The following is a 17,200-nucleotide window of genomic DNA, read 5'->3' on the forward strand; positions in this document are numbered from 1 at the left end:
GCCGCCCGCCGCCGGCCGCCCGCCGCCGGCCGCCGGCCGCCGGCAAGATCCGCACAACATCAGGGATGTAGTGGCCTCGTTGGCGGCGGAGGCCACTACATCCCTGATGTTGCTGTCACCACCCAGCGCCCACGCGCCGCCCTCGCCGATCTTGCGGTTTCTGTCGTTGATTCGTCCCGTTATGCCGGTGATGCGACGACAGGAAGCGCAAGATCGCCAGGCCAGGCCAGGCCGGGCCAGGCCAGGCCAGGCCGGGCCGGGCCGGGCCGGGGTGGGCCGGGGTAGGCCGGGCTGGGGTGGCTCGGTCAGCTGCGGCGGAAGGCGTAGCGGCGGGCCTGGCCGGCTTGCTGGCTGCGGCCGCCGCCGGAGCGGTTGCCGCCACCCTGCGGCGGGCCGGCCGTCGGTGCCTTCGGTCGACCGGTCGGCTTCGGCAGATCTCGCATCGTCGGCGCGTCGACGACCAGCGGCACGTCGACGACCGTCGGAACATCGACCGCTGTCGGCACGTCGACCGGCGGCGCCACCTCGTCCAGGACGGCCGCTGGCAGCGCCGGCTCGGCCAGCACCGCCAACAGCGCAGGCTCGGCCAGTGCCGTCGGAAGCGCCGGCTCGGCGAGCACCGCCAGCAGCGCCGGCTCGGCCAGCGTTCCCGGTTCCACAAGCACCGCCGGCAGGGCCGGGTCGAGGGCGGGGAAAGCGGTTGGGAGCGGGCCGTGGCCGGCCGCCGGGTCGACGCCGAGCGGCATCGCTCTCGGGGTACGGGTCTTCTTCGGGTTACGCCTGGCAGGCATCCGGGCCTCCTTCAATGCCGACCGGCGCGGCCGGTCCCGCGCTGCGGCGGTCGGTCGGATCGGCTGGTGACCGTCGTTGCGCGACGGTCGAGTGGGGAAGGGACTGCTCACCGGGGCCAGGCAGGGCCATCGCCGCCGAACGGCGGGGAGGGAATGCGGGACGCCCGGGAGCGCACGGACCGCGACGCGGGACGGCGGGCCGGCTCGGAAGTGGGGCGTCAGTTACGCATGTTCGTACCGTAGCCACCGCCGGACCGACGCGCATCCGTTTTTACTGGCACGATCGGCACATGCTGATCGCGTTCTCGATCACCCCGCTCGGCGGTGACGACTCCGTGGGTGACCTGGTCGCCGAGGCGGTGCGGGTGGTCCGTGCGTCCGGCCTGCCCAACCGGACCGATGCCATGTTCACCACCGTCGAGGGCGAGTGGGACGAGGTGATGGCGGTGGTGAAGCGGGCGGTCGACGTGGTCGCCGCGCGGGCGCCCCGGGTGAGTGTGGTGCTCAAGGCCGACGTCCGGCCCGGGGTCACCGACGCGCTGACCGGGAAGATCGCCCGTATCGAAGCCCGTCTCGCCGAAGGCTGACGCGCGCGGCGCGGGATGACGACAACTTTCCCTGCGCGGGGCATACCGACCACCGAAATGAGGCCGAGCCGCCAGCGGCAACGTCCACATTACGTGCAGTAACGGGACGTCCATCACTGGTCCGTATCGGCTCACATCACGGTAAGTTTCCAAACGCTGATAGTGGTGTGACGAGAGGTGGCGGCACGAATGGCTGATCAGGCGAGGGCACAAATCGGTGTGACCGGGCTGGCGGTGATGGGTCGCAACGTGGCCCGCAACCTGGCCCGCAACGGCTTCACGGTGGCAGTGCACAACCGCTCGCCGGAGCGCACCCGCAGCCTGGTCGCCGAGCACGGCGACGAGGGCACGTTTCTGCCGGGCGAGACGATGGCCGATTTCGTGGCGTCACTGGAACGACCCCGCGCGGTCATCGTCATGGTGAAGGCCGGCGCGCCCACCGACGCGGTGATCGACGAGTTGGTGCCGCTGCTCGACGAGGGCGACATCATCGTCGACTGTGGCAACGCCCACTTCGCCGACACCCGTCGCCGCGAGGAGGCGCTGCGGGCGCAGGGGCTGCACTTCAGCGGCACCGGCGTCTCCGGCGGCGAGGAGGGCGCGCTGCGCGGGCCGAGCATCATGCCGGGCGGCTCCGTCGAGTCGTACGCGAAGCTCGGGCCGATGTTCGAGAAGATCGCCGCCCAGGTGGACGGCGTGCCGTGCTGCATGCACGTCGGGCCGGACGGCGCCGGGCACTTCGTCAAGATGGTGCACAACGGCATCGAGTACGCCGACATGCAGCTCATCGCCGAGGCGTACGACCTGCTCCGGGCCGGCCTGGACGCGACGCCGGCCGAGATCGCGGAGATTTTCCGGGAGTGGAACAACGGCGAGCTGGAGTCGTTCCTCATCGAGATCACCGCCGACGTGCTCGCGCACACCGACGCGGCGACCGGCCGGTCGTTCGTGGACATCGTGCAGGACCGGGCGGAGCAGAAGGGCACCGGCCGGTGGACCGTGCAGAGCGCCCTGGACCTGGGCATCCCGATCACCGGGATCGCCGAGGCGACCTTCGCCCGTTCGCTCTCCGGGCACGTCGACCAGCGCGAGGCGGCCCGCCGGGCGTTCCCCGACGCGGGTGAGAAGTGGCAGGTGACCGACCGGGAGACCTTCGTCGAGGACGTTCGCCGGGCGCTGCTCGCCTCCAAGATCGTCGCGTACGCGCAGGGCTTCGACCACATCCGCGCGGGCAGCCAGGAATACAACTGGGACATCGACCTGGGCGGCACCGCAACGATCTGGCGGGGCGGCTGCATCATCCGGGCCCGCTTCCTCAACCGGATCCGTGAGGCGTACGACGAGCAGCCGGACCTACCGACGCTGCTGGTGGCGCCGTACTTCGCCGAGGCGGTCAGCGCTGGCGTGCCGAGCTGGCGGCGGGTGGTGGCCGACGCGACCCGGGCGGGTGTGCCGACGCCCGCGTTCTCGTCGTCGCTGGCGTACTTCGACGCGTTGCGCGCGGAGCGGCTGCCCGCCGCGCTGATCCAGGGTCTGCGGGACAACTTCGGCGCGCACACCTACCAGCGGGTGGACCGCGAGGGCTCGTTCCACACCACCTGGGCCGCCGACCGCACCGAGTCGCCGGCGTAGCCGGGGTGGCGCCCTGCGCGCCGCCGTGATCGTGCTCGATCCCTGATGTAGTGGTCTCCCCCGGTGGGGAGGCCACTACATCCATGTTCGGGCGAGATCATGGGGGTAGGCCGCGCGGGTGACGGTCAGGCGACCGTGGCGTGCATCTCCCAGACCAGGATCTCGGCCGGTTCGTCGGTGGTCACCCGCCGGCCACCGGTCATGGTGAGCCGGGCGGCGTCACCACTGCCGAGCGGACCGCTGCCCTCCAGGGTCACAGTGCCGTCGGGCACGTAGAGGTGCACGTAGGGCGCGTCCGGGATGGTGACCTCGTCGCCGGGGGCGAGGCGGGCGGCGTGCAGGGTCGCGTACCGGTTGCGGATCCGGATCGCGGACGCGCCGTCGTAGCGGTCCATCCCGGAGGCGATCGGCACGAGGCCCCCGCGGAGCAGTTCGTCCTCGATCTCGAGTTGCTCGTAGCCGGGGTCGACGCCCTGCTCGTCGGGGAGCACCCACATCTGCACGAAGTGCACCGGGTCGGTGTGCGGCTCCTGGTTGTTGAGCCGCCAGGCGTCGTTCTTCTCCGAGTGCAGGATCCCGGTGCCGGCGCTCATCCGCTGGGCCAGACCCGGGTAGATCACCCCGGAGTGCCCGGTGGAGTCCTGGTGCACCAGGGAACCGCGCAGCACCCAGGTCACGATCTCCATGTCCTGGTGCGGGTGGGTCTCGAAGCCGGCCCCCGGTCGGACCACGTCGTCGTTGTTGACCAGCAGCAGGCCGTGGTGGGTGTTGGCCGGGTCGTAGTGCCGGGAGAACGAGAAGGAGTGCTTGGAGTCCAGCCAGGAGATCCGGGTGGCGAAGCGGTCATCGGCACGACGGATGTCGACAGCGGGTGCGGGCGCGGTCACCAGGCACGCTGCCCGGCGGCGGGGGTCGACGGCGCCCAGGTCAGGGCCGGCTCGCCGGTGGCCAGTTCGGCGATCTCACCGGTGCGCAGCTGCGGTGTGTGGCCGAACTCGGCGCAGTGCTGCTCGGCGATCTCGGCACAGATCTCGGCCACCTGCTCGCAGATCGGGTCGCCCAGGTCGGCGGCGTTCAACGCCATGATCATCTTAAAGCGGAGATCACGCATCTGCCCCCCAACCGCCGTCGTCCCACCACCTCCGGACCCTACCCGCAGCCCTTGCGCAGGACCCCGAAACGAGCACACCACCCCCGCTCGGTGCCAAGCCTGATGGTCGCCGTGGTGCCTGCCCAGGCCCTTCGGCACTGCGGGGAATGCGACAACGCCGCCCGCACGGGGGGTGCGGGCGGCGCTGGGACAGCCTGGGGGTCGGTCAGAAGAAGCGGCGGCGCTTGGCCTTCTGCGGACGGATCAGGTCCGCACCCTTGGTCAGCAACCGGGTCGCCCCGGAGGGACCACGCCGGGCCTCCAGGGTGTGGCTGAGCCGGCGGGCACCGGCAGCGGCCAGCGGCACCGCGATCGCCATCACCGCCCACTGGGCAACGCGCTTCTGGATCATGTGGGTTCACCTCCGTCAGTGGCTTCTGACGTCTCTGATACCCAGAGTGACGTGCGGGTAAGCGCGTCGGCTCAGATAACCGGGGCGACCGGGTTGGGCAGCGCGCCGCCGAACCGTCGGTCCCGCTGGGCGTACAACTCACACGCGTACCAGAGGTGGCGGCGGTCGAAGTCGGGCCAGAGCGTGTCCAGGAAGACCAACTCGGCGTACGCGGTCTGCCAGAGCAGGAAGTTGGAGATCCGCTCCTCCCCGGAGGGGCGCAGGAACAGGTCCACCTCCGGGATCTCCGGGTGGTAGAGGTACTTCGCCACGGTCTTCTCGGTGACCTTCGCCGGATCCAGCCGGCCGGCCGCCACGTCCCGCGCGATCGCGGCGGCGGCGTCACCGATCTCGGCCTGCCCGCCGTAGTTGACGCAGAACTGCAGGGTCAGCGTCGAGTTGTCGCGGGACATCTCCTCGGCGGTCTGCAACTCGGAGATGACGCTCTTCCACAGCCGACCGGGCCGGCCCGACCACACCACCCGTACGCCCAGGTCGACCAGCTGGTCCCGGCGGCGACGGATCACGTCCCGGTTGAACCCCATCAGGAACCGGACCTCGTCGGGCGAGCGCCGCCAGTTCTCGGTGGAGAACGCGTACGCCGACAGGTACGGGATGCCCATCTCGATGGCGCCCTCGATGGTGTCGAAGAGGCTGTGCTCGCCCGCCTCGTGCCCCTTGGTGCGGGGCAGCCCGCGGTCCTTGGCCCAGCGACCGTTGCCGTCCATCACCACCGCCACGTGCTTCGGCACCGCCTCGGTGGGCAGCGCCGGAGGGCGGGCCCCGGACGGGTGTGGCACCGGCGGCGTCGGCTCGCGCCGGCCGGCCTTCTTCGATCGGATCACGTGGTCACTCCCTGTTCGCGCCGTCCGCCCCGGCCTCGACGTCGCCACGTGGCCGGAGCACCACGGCCCCGGTGCCCTCCGGCGGCGGGGCCGTGCCGGCCGCCGAGGAACCCCGGTCGACCAGCGGCAGCGAGCGTAGCGCGCGCTCCAGGTGCCACTGCAGGTGAGCCGCGACCAGCCCACTGCACTCCCGACGGACGGCGGCGTCGGTGGCGTCGGCGATCACCCAGTCGCCGGAGGTCAGCGCGGACATCAGATCGATGGTGGCCGGGGCGGGATGAGCCGCCCCGGGTGGCCGACAGTCCGGACAGACCGCGCCTCCGGCCGGCACCGAGAACGCCCGGTGCCGGCCGGGCGTGCCGCAGACCGCGCAGGCGACCAGCGCCGGCGCCCAGCCGGCCAGCGACATCCCGCGCAGCAGGTACGCGTCGAGCACCAGGGTGGTGGCGTGCTCGCCCCGGGACAGCGCCTTCAACGCGCCGATGGTGAGCTGGAACAGCCGCAGCGATGGCTCCCGTTCCACCGGGGTCAGCCGCTCGGCGGTCTCGGCGATCGCGCTGGCCGCCGTGTAGCGCGGATAGTCGCCCAGGAACCGTTTGCCGTACAGGTCGATGCCCTCGACCTGGCTGACGGTGTGCAGAGAGCTGCCGTGATTGCCCTTCGGGTCACCGGCGAGCTGGAGGTCGACGTGGCCGAACGGCTCCAGCCGGGCACCAAACTTGCTGGTGGTGCGGCGGATCCCTCGAGCCACCGCGCGCAGCCGGCCGTGCCGGCGGGTGAGCAGGGTGATGATCCGGTCGGATTCGCCGAGCTTCTGCACACGCAGCACCACCGCGTCGTCGCGGTAGAGCTGTCGGCGATACCCGGCCATCGGGCCATTCTCCCTCGGGGTGTGAAATCAGGGTTGGTTCGGGGTGCAAGCGCGGATGAACCCCGATGCGGCCGCCTCGTGCCCGGCCGTAGCGTGCTGGTCATGGCACTGCACCTGACCACCACCCCCCGCCGTCGTCGCGTCGCCGCTCCCGTCGCGCTAGGGCTCGCCACCACCCTCATCGTGCTCGCCGGGTGCGACAACCTGTCGTTCCGTCGACTCGACTACGACAACACCGAGGCGGTCCGGATCACCACGGTCCGGGTCTCCGGGGGCTCGGGCGACGTGGTGGTCCGCGGCACCGGCCCGGCGTCCGAGGTGCGGATCAAGCGAGTGGTTCGCTACCAGGGCGGTGAACCGGACAACACCCGCTACGAGATCAAGGGCAGCGAGCTGGTGCTGGACACCGACTGTGGCTCGCGGTGCAGCATCTCCTACGAGGTGACGGTGCCGGAGGGTGTGGCGGTGCAGGGCGAGACCAGCTCTGGCAACGTCGAGCTGAGCCGGGTCGGCACCGTGGATCTACAGGTGAGCTCCGGCGACGTGCGGATCTCCGGTGCGTCGGGTGCGGTAGGGGTGGAGGCCCGTTCCGGCAACATCGAGGTGAGTGAGGCCGCCGCGGCGGTACGGCTGCGCGCCTCGTCCGGAGACATCAGCGCACGTCGGCTGGGCGGCACTGTCGACGCCGAGGCCAGCTCGGGCAATGTCAACGTGGAGCTGGACAAGCCCGCCTCGGCCCGGGTCCACGCCTCCAGCGGTGACGTCACGCTTGTGGTGCCGCAGGGCAGCTACCGGGTCCGGTCCAGCGCCGACTCCGGCGACAAGACCGTCACCGTCTCCGACAACCCGGCGGCGTCCCTGGTGCTCGACGGTTCGGCCGACAGCGGCAACCTCACGATCAGCGAGCGTTGATCTCGACGTTGGCCCCGGCCGTCCGCTGCGCCGGCACCACCGCTCGTCCGACGGTCGCCCCGGCACCGCCCGCCGCTTCGGCACCCGGCCGGGCCGCACCCTCGGCACCCGGCCGGGCCGCACCCTCGGCATCCGGCCGGATCGCCGCGTCGGCGGACTGCGCCGGGCCGCCGGGAATCAGCTCCGGGCGGCGGCGGGCGGCGACGTCCTCGACCCAACCGACGGCCAGGGTGACCAGCCCGACCAGAGCGAAGACCAGCAGTACCCGGATGGCCAGGCCCACCGGGTCCTGGTGGGACCAGCCCACCACGTCGACCAGCGGAGTGAGCGCCACCACGAACGGCATGTGCCAGAGGTAGACGGTGAGCGCCCGCCGGTTGAGCACTGTCACCGCCCGGTCGGCCAGTCGGCTCCGACTCAGCCAGGCCACCGCGGCCGGTGCCCGGCCCAGCACGATCAGGACGAACGCGGCCGACCAGAGGGCGTTGCCCAGGGGGTTGTCGTTGAGGTCGTACCCGCGCGGCCCGGGATGCGCGACGATCCAGGCGCCGCCGCCCACGGCGAGGGCGAGCGCCACCGGGTAGAGCAGTCGGCCGGAGAGTCGGCGCAGCATCCCGGCGTGGTGGGCGAAGCCGAGCAGCCACGCGCCGAAGTAGAGCCCGAACTCGCGCAGCACCGGCGGCGCCGGGTAGATCCCCACCTCGATCGTCACCAGCAGGAGGTACGGGGCGAGCAGGGTCATCAGCGGGGCACGCCGGAACAGCCAGAACGCGACCGGCGAGGCGAGCACGAACCAGAGATAGTCGCGCAGGTACCAGATGACGCTCAGCGCCAGCGCGCCCCAGTGATTGGCCGGCGGGTCGGCGATCGGGAACAGCCACAGCAGCACCCCGGGGCTCACCGACAACCCGCTGAACAGCATGGCCGGCACGAAGACCACCGCGAGCACCCACAGCGACGGCAGCAGTCGACGCAGCCGATGCCCGACCGCCGCCGGTCCGACCCGGGTCAGCGACGCGGCCATCAGCGAGCCCGCCAGCGCGAACATCACCGACATGGCGGGGAAGACGAGGGTGAGGGTCGCCCATCCGGTGACGTGGTAAACCACCACTCGAACGATGGCCAGGGCACGGAGGAGGTCGAGGTACCTGTTGCGCATCAGCCTGCACTCGGTCGGGGACGCGGGGCACAACTTTCCTACCCTGCGTGGCGCCCGCACCAAACGACAGCTACCTCAACCGAGCGTGAACATCCCCGGCTGCCCGACCGAAGGCGATCGTGCCGCCGGTCGGGCACCGCCGACGAGGTGGGTCAGAAGCCCAGCTTGCGCAGCTGCCTCGGGTCGCGCTGCCAATCCTTCGCGACCCGCACGTGCAGGTCGAGGTAGACCCGACCGCCGAGCAGCTCCTCGATCTGCTTGCGGGCGTTGGTGCCGACCTCCTTGAGCCGACTCGCCTTGTGCCCGAGCACGATGGCCTTCTGGCTGGGCCGCTCCACGTACAGGTCGGCGTAGATCTTCATGACCTGACCCTCGGGGATCATCTCCTCCACCACCACGGCGATGGAGTGCGGCAGCTCGTCGCGGACCCCCTCCAGGGCGGCCTCGCGGATCAGTTCGGCGACCAGCACCTGCTCGGGGTCGTCGGTGAGCATGTCGTCCGGGTAGAGCTGCGGCGACGGCGGCAGGTACTTGGTCATCACGTCGACGAGGGTGTCCACCTGGTGCCCGGACACCGCACTCACCGGCACGATCTCGGCGAACTCCCCCATCTTGCTGACCGCCAGCAACTGCTCCGCCAGGCGACGCTTGTCCACCAGGTCGGTCTTGGTGACCACCGCCAGCACTGTCGCCTTCAACTCGGCCAACTCGCCGGTGATGAACCGGTCCCCGCGCCCGACCGGCTCGTCCGCCGGGATGCACAGGCCGATCACGTCGACCTCGGTCCAGGTGGACCGGACCAGGTCGTTGAGACGCTCGCCGAGCAGCGTACGAGGGCGGTGCAGGCCCGGCGTGTCGACGAGGACCAGCTGCGACTCCGGTCGGTGCAGCACCGCCCGGATGACGTGCCGGGTGGTCTGCGGCTTGTTCGAGGTGATGGCGATCTTGGTGCCGACGATGGCGTTGGTCAGCGTCGACTTGCCGGCGTTGGGGCGACCGACGAAGCAGCCGAACCCGGCCCGGTACGGACGCGCCTCCGGATCCTGCACCGGGCTCACTGGGTCACCGTGCCGAGGACCGTGCCGTCCGGAGCGGCCACGTGGACCGGTGCGTCCGCCGCGAGGTCCCGTACCGCCGCGTGCCCGGCACCATCCAGCGTCGACGCCTCGGTCACCACCACCGCCGCCTCCAGCCGACTCGCCCCGGCCGCCACTGCCGAAGCCACCGCCAACTGCAACGCGGTGAGCGTCAGCGACGGCAGCGCGACACTGGCCGCCGCGTACGTCCGGCCGTCCTGGTCGCGGACCGCGGCGCCCTCCACGGCGCCAACCCTCGCGCGGGCTCCCCGGGCCAGGACGACGAGCTTGCCGTCCTCGGCGCTCAGCGCGCCCGACGCTGTGGGGGTGGGCCGGGCGACAGGCGCGGCGGGTGTGTCAGGCATCGGCGGGTTGCCTCTCATCGTCTCGATAGTTGTCAGTGTCGTCCCCGGGGCCGGCGTGCTCGCCGCGCCCCGCGGTGTCGTGCTCATCGCCCGGCTCCACCCGGCTGACCAGGACGGTGTCGATCCGGTTGCGCCGGCCGGTGGTGCCCTCGGCGACCAGGCGGAGACCGGCGACCTCGGCCTCGGCACCCGGGATCGGCACCCGCCCCAGCGACTGGGCGAGCAGACCGCCGACCGTCTCCACCTCGTCGGTGGGCAGGTCGGTGTCGAACATCTCGCCGAGATTCTCCACCGGCAGGCGAGCGGTCACCCGCACCGAGGAGTCCGCCAGACGTTCGACGGGCGGGCGCTCGACATCGTACTCGTCGGTGATCTCACCGACGATCTCCTCGAGGATGTCCTCGATGGTGACCAGACCGCCGGTGCCGCCGTACTCGTCGACCACGATGACCAGGTGGTTGCGGGCCGCCTGCATCTCGGACAGCAGGTCGTCGACCGGCTTGGACTCCGGCACGAAGGTCGCGGGGCGCATCAGCTCGGCCACCGGCAACTGCTCGGCCCTCGGGTCCCCACCACGGGAGCGCCGGATCAGGTCCTTGAGGTAGAGCACCCCCAGCACGTCGTCGACGCTCTCGCCGATCACCGGGATGCGGGAGAAACCGGAGCGCAGGAAGAGCGCCAGCGCCTGCGCAAGCGTCTTGCCCTCCTCGATCCACACCATCTCGGTACGCGGCACCATCACCTCACGCGCGATGGTGTCGCCGAGCGCGAAGACGGAGTGGATCATCTGGCGTTCGCCGTGCTCGACAACGCCGCGCTGCTCGGCCAGGTCGACCAGCTCCCGCAGCTCCACCTGGGTGGCGAACGGACCTTCCCGGAAGCCGCGCCCCGGGGTGACCGCGTTGCCGATCAGGATCAGCAGCGACGCGAGCGGGTTGAGCGCCCGGCCCAGCCAGCGGACCAGCGGCGCCACCGCACGACCCACGGCGTAGGCGTGCTGCCGGCCGATGGTGCGCGGGGCCACGCCCACCACCACGAAGCTGACCACTGTCATCGCGCCGGCGGTCACCAGCGCGGCCCGCCAGCCGGCGCCGAAGCTGTCCACCGCCACGAGCGCCACCAGTGTGGTGGCGGTCAGCTCGGCGAGCAGCCGCAACAGCAGGAGCAGGTTGAGGTGTCGGACGACGTCGCCGGCCACGACCTGGAGGGTGCGGGCGCCGCGCACGCCGTCGCGGGCCAGTTCGGCAGCTCGGGCCGGTGAGACAGCGGCGAGGGCCGCCTCGGTCATCGCGATCAGGCCGGCCAGCACCACCAGACCGGCCGCGAAGACGATCAGCTGAAAGTCGGGAAGGCCGGCGGTGGCGCCGGCCGCGAGTAACGGAGGAGTGGACATCACTGGGTGCGGGTCGACCGCCAGCTCGCCAGCAGCCGAGCCTGGAGTGCGAACATCTCCCGCTCCTCCTCCGGCTCGGCGTGGTCGTAGCCGAGCAGGTGCAGCACCCCGTGCACGGTGAGCAGGTGCAGCTCGTCGGCCGGCGCGTGCCCGGCGGTAGCGGCCTGCTTGGCCGCCACCTCCGGGCAGAGCACGATGTCGCCGAGCAGGGCGGGCTCGCCGCCGGCCGGTGCGGACTCACCCGGGCCGTGGTCGACGCTGCCCTCGTCCATGGGGAAGGCGAGCACGTCGGTCGGGCCGTCGCCACCCATCCAGCGGTGGTTCAGCTCGGTCATGTAGTCGATGTCGACCAGCAGCACTGACAGCTCGGCGAGGGGGTTGACCCCCATCTCGTCGAGGGCGTGCCGGGCGACGGCGAGCACGGCGTCGGTGTCGACGTCGACACCGGACTCGTTGGCGATCTCGATGGACAACTGCTTTCCTCTGCTTTAGCGGCGGCGGGCGGCCCGGCCGCCCTGGGCGGGTCGCCCAGGCACGGCGTGAACGCCCTGCGCCTGCTGGTTCTCCCGCTCGGCGTCCCAGCGGGCGTACGCGTCGACGATCTCCCCGACCAGCTGGTGGCGGACCACGTCAGAGCTGGACAACTGGGAGAAGTGCACGTCATCGACGTTTTCCAGGATCTCCCGAACCACCCGCAGGCCGCTGCTCGTCCCGCCGGGAAGGTCCACCTGGGTGATGTCACCGGTCACGACGATCTTGGAGTTGAAGCCGAGTCGGGTGAGGAACATCTTCATCTGCTCGGGCGTCGTGTTCTGCGCCTCGTCCAGGATGATGAACGCGTCGTTGAGCGTCCGACCCCGCATGTAGGCGAGGGGGGCGACCTCGATCGTGCCGGCGGCCATCAGCTTCGGGATGGTCTCCGGGTCGAGCATGTCGTGCAGCGCGTCGTAGAGCGGGCGCAGATACGGGTCGATCTTCTCGTTGAGCGTGCCGGGCAGGAAGCCCAGTCGCTCGCCCGCCTCGACCGCCGGCCGGGTGAGGATGATCCGGTTGACCTGCTTGGCCTGCAACGCCTGGACGGCCTTCGCCATCGCCAGGTAGGTCTTTCCGGTGCCCGCCGGGCCGATGCCGAAGACGATGGTGTGGGTGTCGATAGCGTCGACGTACTTCTTCTGCCCGAGCGTCTTGGGACGGATGGTGCGCCCGCGCCGGGAGAGGATGTTGAGTGTCAGGACCTCGGCGGGCCGCTCGGCGCTGCCCTGCTCGAGCATGCCGACGGTACGCCGGACGGCGTCAGTGGTCAGGGTCTCGCCTTTCTCGATGAGTTCGAGGAGCTCGCTGAAGACCCGCTCGGCGAGGGCGTTGTCCGCGGGGTCACCGGTGATGGTGATCTCGTTGCCGCGAACGTGCACGTCACTGGTGACCGAGCGTTCGACGAGTCTGAGGATCTCGTCGCCTGCGCCGAGCAGATTGACCATGATCTTCGGGTCGGGCACGGTGATCCTGGTCTGCACCCGGGGCGGGCCGGGAGGTGGGGTGCCGGTCATAGGTTGGGCCGAAGGGCCCTGCGCACCTGCTCTCGATCTCGGCGCCGGCCTGCTGGCCTGGCGTGCGGACGTTACACCCATCGTATCGGTTCAACGCGGGGCGCATCGCGCCCATTTCCGCTGGCCGCGATCAACTCCCGGCCCGGAAGTCGTACCGGTCGAAGGTCTCCTGGTGGCGGGTGAACCGGTACGTCGCCCAGTGCATCCGGACCACCGCGCCGGCCTCGTCCCGGGTCAGCCGCAACAGCTCACCGACCTCCCGACCGGAGACCACCCGGAACACGTCCGGCTGGTCCGGCAGCGGGGTGAAGATCGCCGGTGGGCGTCCGGGCGGGTCACCGACCCCGCGCGCCCGCAGGGTGCCGTCGTGCCAGGAGAAGACGTACTCGGAGCCCTCGCCCCACCAGCGGCCGAGCGCACCCCGCAGGGCCGCCGGCGCGGGTGCGCCGGGTCGCCAGGGCTCGATCTCAGCCGGATCGTGCTCGACCGCCGCGGCGAGCAGCCGGTGCGACAGGTCGAACAGTTCGGTCGCTGTGCCGGACGAGCCGAGCACCGCGGCGCCCATCGCGCCGGGCGTGCCGTCACCGCCGCGGCGGCCGTACGCCCCGGCGAGGAACCCGGGCATCGCCCCGTCGTGCCCCACGTGCAGCACCCGCTCCCCCTGCGGAATGAGGATCAGCCCGAGCCCGAAGCCCGCGCCCCACAGCGTCTCGTCGGTGGTGGTCGCCGGCCAGCGCATCTCGTCCAGGGTGGTCGGGGCGAGGACCGCGCCGGCCGGGTCCAGCGCCGCCGGGTCGGCCAGGAACGCCGCCCAGCGGGCCATGTCGGTCGCGGTGCTCCAGAGCTGGGCGGCCGGGCCGACCGCGCCGAAGTCGGTCGGCGGCTCCGGGTGCGCCTCGTCGGAGTACGCGTCGACCAGGAACCCGGTGGCCGCCGTCGGCCGTGGGGTCACCGTGGTGTCGGTCAGCCCCAGCGGCGTCAGGATCCGCTCGGTGAGCGCCTGCGCCCAGCTGCCGCCGCGGAGCCGGGCGACGAGTTGGCCGAGTACGGCCACGCCCAGGTTGGAGTAGTGGAACCGCCGGCCGGTCGGCAGCACCCGCTCGGCCCGGTCGAGCTCGGCGACCAGTTGGTCGTCGTCCGGTGCGCGCAGGCTGTCCCACACATCGCCGAACGGCTCGCGTTGCAGGCCACCGGTGTGCGACAGCAACCGGCGTACGGTCAGCTCGCCGTGCGCCGGGACGTCCAGGTGCCGGCCCACCGGGTCGTCCAGGTCCAGCAGCCCGTCGTCGCGGCACCGCAGGACCAGCACCGCGGTGAACGTCTTGGTGATCGAGCCGATCCGGAACTGGGTGCCCGCGTCCAGGGGGCTGTCGGTGCCGGTCTCGCCGACGGTGCAGCTCCAGAGCGGTCGGTCGGCCCGGTGCAGCGCCGCCGACACCGCCGGCACCCGGGCTTCGGCCTGCACCCGCCGGACCGACCGGTCCAGGTGCTCAGTACCGCGACCGTCGGGACCGCGCTCGCTCACGCCAGGTCCCGGGCGAGCATCGGGCCGAGCGGTGCACCGCCGAGCAGGTGCGCGTGCACGTGGAAGACCTCCTGCCCGCCGTACGCGCCGGTGTTGAACATCAGCCGGAAACCGTCGCCGAGCAGCCCCTCGTCCTCGGCCACGGCGGCGGACGTCGCCAGCACGTCGGCGGCCAGCGCCGGGTCACCCTGGGCGAGCGTGGCGACGTCGGCGTAGTGCTCCTTCGGAATGACCAGGACGTGCACCGGCGCCTTCGGGTCGATGTCGCGGAAGGCGAGCGTGGTGTCGGTCTCCCGGACCACGGTGGCCGGGATCTCCCCGGCGACGATGCGGCAGAACAGGCAGTCGGATCCCATCGGGGCAGTGTAAGGACTAACGGGCCGGGGGCGCTCCGGCGCAGCAGGCGCCGCCGGCCCGTTCGCAGGGAAGGTGCGGCTGAGGCAGGATGGCCGGCATGACGGATCGGGCGGTACTCGTGACCGGGGCCTCGCGCGGGATCGGCCGCGCGGTGGCGAAGGCGTTCGCGGCCGGCGGCGACCGGGTGGCCATCCACCACCGCGACTCCGCCGACGCGGCCGAGGAACTACGCGCGCAACTGCCGGGCACCGGGCACGTGGTGGTCCGCGCCGACCTCACCGATCCGGACGCGGTCCGGGTCATGGTCGACCGGGCCGCCGAACTGCTCGGTGGGCTGGACGTGCTGGTCAACAACGCCGGGACGTACGGCGACCGCGACGACCCGCACCCGATCTTCGGCGCCTCCTACGAGGAGTGGCAGCAGCGCTGGCGGCAGGTGCTGGAGACCAACCTGACCGGCGCCGGCAACGTCACCTGGTGCGCCGCCCAGCACATGCGCGAACGCGGCGGGCGGATCGTCAACGTCTCGTCCCGTGGCGCGTTCCGCGGCGAGCCGGAGCAGCCGGCGTACGGCGCCAGCAAGGCGGGGCTGAACGCGCTGGGCCAGTCCCTCGCCGTGGCGCTCGCGCCGTACGGCATCACTGTCGCCACCGTCGCGCCGGGCTTCGTGGCGACCGACATGACCACCGAGCACCTGCGCGGCGAGCGGGGCGCGGCCATCCGGGCGCAGAGCCCGTTCGACCGGGTGGGCCGACCGGAGGAGATCGCCGCCGCCGTGCACTGGTTGGCCTCGCCGCACGCCGAGTGGGCCTCCGGCACGATCGTCGACCTCAACGGCGCCTCCTACCTGCGCAGCTGAGGTCGACGCCGCAGGCAGGTCACCCGGCCGGGGATGTGGTTGGCGGTTCGCGGGAGGGTAAGTCCCACCGACATGGCCGACTCCGCGCTGCTGGACCTCACCGCCGACTACCGGGTGGCCGATGGCCACGACGACGACCCTGTCCTGCTCCGCCCCGACGGCACCCCCGTCGACACCTGGCGCGAGGACTACCCGTACGAGGAGCGACTGGATCGCGAGGAGTACGACCGCGACAAGCGGCTCCTCCAGATCGAGCTGCTGAAACTCCAGGACTGGATCAAGGAGTCCGGCGAGCGTCTGGTGATCCTCTTCGAGGGCCGGGACGCGGCCGGCAAGGGCGGCACCATCAAACGCTTCATGGAGCACCTCAACCCGCGTGGCGCGTCGGTGGTGGCGCTCGCCAAGCCGGACGAGCGGGAAGCCGCCCAGTGGTACTTCCAGCGCTGGCTGGCACACCTGCCGGCGGCCGGCGAGATCGTGCTGTTCGACCGTTCCTGGTACAACCGGGCCGGCGTGGAGCGGGTGATGGGCTTCTGTAGCCGCAAGGAGTACCTGGAGTTCCTGCGGCAGGCCCCGGAACTGGAACGGATGCTGGTGCGCTCAGGCATCCGGCTGGTCAAGTTCTGGTTCTCCGTCTCCCAGAACGAGCAGCGCACCCGGTTCGCGATCCGCCAGGTCGACCCGGTCCGGCAGTGGAAGCTGTCCCCGATGGACATCGCCTCACTCGACCGGTGGGACGAGTACACCGAGGCCAAGGAGGCGATGTTCTTCTGGACCGACACGGCCGACGCGCCGTGGACGGTGGTGAAGAGCAACGACAAGAAGCGGGCCCGGCTCGAGGCGATGCGGCACGTGCTGCACCGCTTCGACTACATCGGCAAGGACGCCGACGTGGTCGGCACACCGGACCCGCAGATCATCGGGCCGGCCGGACTGGACCTGGGGCCGGAGGAAGAGGTGGTGCCGGTGTTTCCCCGGCCCTGAAACGAGCCGGCCGCCGACGGGTCACCAGCGACCGAGGCGGGCGGCGAGCACGCTGAGGGCCGCCACGCCGGCGGTCGAGGTGCGCAGCACGGCCGGCCCGAGGCGTACGGCTCGCCCGCCGGCCTCGGCGAAGACGGTCAACTCGGCCGGAGCGATGCCACCCTCCGGGCCGATCACCAGCACGATCTCGCCGGTGGAGGGCAACTCGGCGGTGGTGAGCCGCTCTTCGGCCTCCTCGTGCAGCACGAACCCGGCGGCGGCACCGGCGATCCGACGGGCCACCGTGGCGGTGGACTCGTCCGGCGCACCGGCCACCACCGGCAGCCACGGCCGGCGGGCCTGCTTGGCCGCCTCCCGGGCGGTGGCCACCCACTTCTCCCGGGCGCGTACGCCCCGGTCACCGCGCCACTGGGTCACCGAACGCGAGGCCGCCCAGGGCACGATCTCGTCCACCCCGACCTCGGTCATCGCCTGTACGGCCAGCTCACCCCGGTCGCCCTTGGCGATGCCCTGCACTGTCACCAGCCGGGGTACGGGCGCGTCCGCGTACCCCCGGGAGGTGATGGTGACCTCCAGGCTGCCCCGGCCGACGGCAGTGACCACGGCGGCGGCCGTGCCACCCCGGCCGTCGGCGAGCAGCAGTTCCTCGCCGACGCGCAACCGCTGCACGGTGGCGGCGTGATGCCCCTCCGGGCCGTCCAGGGTCAGCGCGTCGCCGGTGGGCAGCGCCTCGACCAGGAACAGCGGTGCGGACAC

Annotated in this window: 20 protein-coding genes; 5 read left to right on the forward strand and 15 right to left on the reverse strand. The window is 71.7% G+C overall.

The features are described 5' to 3' along the window. Window positions 1-305: 305 nt before the first annotated feature. The gene (locus GUI43_RS34655; RefSeq protein ID WP_146765931.1) at window positions 306-791 is read right to left on the reverse strand and encodes a hypothetical protein; all 486 of its coding nucleotides are present in this window, start codon (window positions 789-791) and stop codon (window positions 306-308) included. Between the two features lie 290 nt (window positions 792-1,081). Between GUI43_RS34655 and GUI43_RS19335 the strand changes: the two genes are divergently transcribed. Both GUI43_RS19335 and gnd read left to right on the forward strand, forming a co-directional pair. Further along, window positions 1,082-1,378 (forward strand): thiamine-binding protein, encoded by a 297-nt coding sequence (locus tag GUI43_RS19335; RefSeq protein WP_030336432.1) that lies wholly within the window; start codon window positions 1,082-1,084, stop codon window positions 1,376-1,378. A gap of 189 nt (window positions 1,379-1,567) precedes the next feature. Continuing rightward, window positions 1,568-3,010 carry an NADP-dependent phosphogluconate dehydrogenase gene (gene gnd, locus GUI43_RS19340; protein ID WP_112588251.1) on the forward strand — a complete coding sequence of 481 codons (1,443 nt, stop codon included), beginning with the start codon at window positions 1,568-1,570 and terminating at the stop codon, window positions 3,008-3,010. A 125-nt stretch (window positions 3,011-3,135) separates the two neighbouring features. Here gnd and GUI43_RS19345 read toward each other — a convergent pair whose 3' ends face one another. The 5 genes from GUI43_RS19345 to recO form a co-directional block, all read right to left on the reverse strand. Beyond that, entirely contained in the window at window positions 3,136-3,897 is a 762-nt protein-coding gene (locus GUI43_RS19345; RefSeq protein WP_112588253.1) for a pirin family protein, read from the reverse strand. Next, a complete protein-coding gene (locus GUI43_RS19350; protein WP_249037795.1) occupies window positions 3,894-4,094 on the reverse strand; it encodes a thioredoxin reductase in 201 nt (66 codons plus the stop codon). Before GUI43_RS19350 ends, GUI43_RS19345 begins: the two co-directional genes overlap by 4 nt. 232 nt (window positions 4,095-4,326) lie before the next feature. Next, a complete protein-coding gene (locus GUI43_RS19355; protein ID WP_112588255.1) occupies window positions 4,327-4,512 on the reverse strand; it encodes a hypothetical protein in 186 nt (61 codons plus the stop codon). A 71-nt stretch (window positions 4,513-4,583) separates the two neighbouring features. Beyond that, window positions 4,584-5,396 (reverse strand): isoprenyl transferase, encoded by an 813-nt coding sequence (locus GUI43_RS19360; protein ID WP_091409745.1) that lies wholly within the window; start codon window positions 5,394-5,396, stop codon window positions 4,584-4,586. Between the two features lie 4 nt (window positions 5,397-5,400). Continuing rightward, on the reverse strand, window positions 5,401-6,267 hold the full coding sequence (recO, locus tag GUI43_RS19365; protein ID WP_091409749.1) for a DNA repair protein RecO: 867 nt from the start codon (window positions 6,265-6,267) through the stop codon (window positions 5,401-5,403). A gap of 102 nt (window positions 6,268-6,369) precedes the next feature. Here recO and GUI43_RS19370 point away from each other — a divergent pair, with 102 nt between their 5' ends. Beyond that, window positions 6,370-7,179, forward strand: coding sequence for a DUF4097 family beta strand repeat-containing protein (locus GUI43_RS19370; protein WP_112588326.1), 810 nt, complete (start codon window positions 6,370-6,372; stop codon window positions 7,177-7,179). Here GUI43_RS19370 and GUI43_RS19375 read toward each other — a convergent pair. From GUI43_RS19375 to GUI43_RS19410, 8 genes are all read right to left on the reverse strand, one after another. Continuing rightward, window positions 7,166-8,338 (reverse strand): acyltransferase family protein, encoded by a 1,173-nt coding sequence (locus GUI43_RS19375; RefSeq protein ID WP_112699456.1) that lies wholly within the window; start codon window positions 8,336-8,338, stop codon window positions 7,166-7,168. The genes GUI43_RS19370 and GUI43_RS19375 overlap by 14 nt on opposite strands. Before the next feature lie 152 nt (window positions 8,339-8,490). Beyond that, window positions 8,491-9,387, reverse strand: coding sequence for a GTPase Era (era, locus tag GUI43_RS19380; RefSeq protein WP_091409997.1), 897 nt, complete (start codon window positions 9,385-9,387; stop codon window positions 8,491-8,493). 5 nt (window positions 9,388-9,392) lie between these two features. Then, window positions 9,393-9,779: a cytidine deaminase-like protein gene (locus tag GUI43_RS19385; RefSeq protein WP_112588259.1), complete on the reverse strand. Its 387-nt coding sequence runs from the start codon at window positions 9,777-9,779 to the stop codon at window positions 9,393-9,395. After that, window positions 9,772-11,196 carry a hemolysin family protein gene (locus GUI43_RS19390; protein WP_112588261.1) on the reverse strand — a complete coding sequence of 475 codons (1,425 nt, stop codon included), beginning with the start codon at window positions 11,194-11,196 and terminating at the stop codon, window positions 9,772-9,774. The genes GUI43_RS19385 and GUI43_RS19390 overlap by 8 nt, the downstream gene beginning before the upstream one ends. Next, window positions 11,172-11,645 carry an rRNA maturation RNase YbeY gene (ybeY, locus tag GUI43_RS19395; RefSeq protein WP_030491788.1) on the reverse strand — a complete coding sequence of 158 codons (474 nt, stop codon included), beginning with the start codon at window positions 11,643-11,645 and terminating at the stop codon, window positions 11,172-11,174. Before ybeY ends, GUI43_RS19390 begins: the two co-directional genes overlap by 25 nt. Window positions 11,646-11,660: 15 nt before the next feature. Next, window positions 11,661-12,719 (reverse strand): PhoH family protein, encoded by a 1,059-nt coding sequence (locus tag GUI43_RS19400; protein WP_091409765.1) that lies wholly within the window; start codon window positions 12,717-12,719, stop codon window positions 11,661-11,663. Window positions 12,720-12,849: 130 nt separating this feature from the next. Further along, window positions 12,850-14,244, reverse strand: coding sequence for a serine hydrolase domain-containing protein (locus GUI43_RS19405; RefSeq protein ID WP_112699457.1), 1,395 nt, complete (start codon window positions 14,242-14,244; stop codon window positions 12,850-12,852). Continuing rightward, window positions 14,241-14,600 carry a histidine triad nucleotide-binding protein gene (locus tag GUI43_RS19410; protein ID WP_088988083.1) on the reverse strand — a complete coding sequence of 120 codons (360 nt, stop codon included), beginning with the start codon at window positions 14,598-14,600 and terminating at the stop codon, window positions 14,241-14,243. The genes GUI43_RS19405 and GUI43_RS19410 overlap by 4 nt, the downstream gene beginning before the upstream one ends. A gap of 98 nt (window positions 14,601-14,698) precedes the next feature. Here GUI43_RS19410 and GUI43_RS19415 point away from each other — a divergent pair, with 98 nt between their 5' ends. Together GUI43_RS19415 and ppk2 are read left to right on the forward strand one after the other, a co-directional pair. After that, window positions 14,699-15,460: an SDR family NAD(P)-dependent oxidoreductase gene (locus tag GUI43_RS19415; RefSeq protein ID WP_112699482.1), complete on the forward strand. Its 762-nt coding sequence runs from the start codon at window positions 14,699-14,701 to the stop codon at window positions 15,458-15,460. Window positions 15,461-15,532: 72 nt separating this feature from the next. Then, on the forward strand, window positions 15,533-16,444 hold the full coding sequence (ppk2, locus tag GUI43_RS19420) for a polyphosphate kinase 2 (protein ID WP_112730766.1): 912 nt from the start codon (window positions 15,533-15,535) through the stop codon (window positions 16,442-16,444). A 21-nt stretch (window positions 16,445-16,465) separates the two neighbouring features. On the opposite strand, the gene GUI43_RS19425 is transcribed toward ppk2, so the two are convergent. Beyond that, the gene (locus tag GUI43_RS19425) at window positions 16,466-17,200 is read right to left on the reverse strand and encodes a 16S rRNA (uracil(1498)-N(3))-methyltransferase (protein ID WP_112699459.1); all 735 of its coding nucleotides are present in this window, start codon (window positions 17,198-17,200) and stop codon (window positions 16,466-16,468) included.

The sequence above is a fragment of the Micromonospora noduli genome (genome assembly GCF_003264365.1).
Classification (GTDB): Bacteria; Actinomycetota; Actinomycetes; order Mycobacteriales; family Micromonosporaceae; genus Micromonospora; species Micromonospora noduli.

Bases quoted from the DNA above. Each gene is read 5' to 3' on its own strand.
- GUI43_RS19350 (WP_249037795.1), bottom strand. From the start codon at position 4,094: ATGGCGTTGAACGCCGCCGACCTGGGCGACCCGATCTGCGAGCAGGTG.
- ppk2 (WP_112730766.1), top strand. From the start codon at position 15,533: ATGGCCGACTCCGCGCTGCTGGACCTCACCGCCGACTACCGGGTGGCC.
- GUI43_RS19385 (WP_112588259.1), bottom strand. From the start codon at position 9,779: ATGCCTGACACACCCGCCGCGCCTGTCGCCCGGCCCACCCCCACAGCG.
- GUI43_RS19415 (WP_112699482.1), top strand. From the start codon at position 14,699: ATGACGGATCGGGCGGTACTCGTGACCGGGGCCTCGCGCGGGATCGGC.
- GUI43_RS34655 (WP_146765931.1), bottom strand. From the start codon at position 791: ATGCCTGCCAGGCGTAACCCGAAGAAGACCCGTACCCCGAGAGCGATG.
- GUI43_RS19400 (WP_091409765.1), bottom strand. From the start codon at position 12,719: ATGACCGGCACCCCACCTCCCGGCCCGCCCCGGGTGCAGACCAGGATC.
- GUI43_RS19355 (WP_112588255.1), bottom strand. From the start codon at position 4,512: ATGATCCAGAAGCGCGTTGCCCAGTGGGCGGTGATGGCGATCGCGGTG.
- recO (WP_091409749.1), bottom strand. From the start codon at position 6,267: ATGGCCGGGTATCGCCGACAGCTCTACCGCGACGACGCGGTGGTGCTG.
- gnd (WP_112588251.1), top strand. From the start codon at position 1,568: ATGGCTGATCAGGCGAGGGCACAAATCGGTGTGACCGGGCTGGCGGTG.
- GUI43_RS19370 (WP_112588326.1), top strand. From the start codon at position 6,370: ATGGCACTGCACCTGACCACCACCCCCCGCCGTCGTCGCGTCGCCGCT.
- GUI43_RS19375 (WP_112699456.1), bottom strand. From the start codon at position 8,338: ATGCGCAACAGGTACCTCGACCTCCTCCGTGCCCTGGCCATCGTTCGA.
- GUI43_RS19335 (WP_030336432.1), top strand. From the start codon at position 1,082: ATGCTGATCGCGTTCTCGATCACCCCGCTCGGCGGTGACGACTCCGTG.
- GUI43_RS19410 (WP_088988083.1), bottom strand. From the start codon at position 14,600: ATGGGATCCGACTGCCTGTTCTGCCGCATCGTCGCCGGGGAGATCCCG.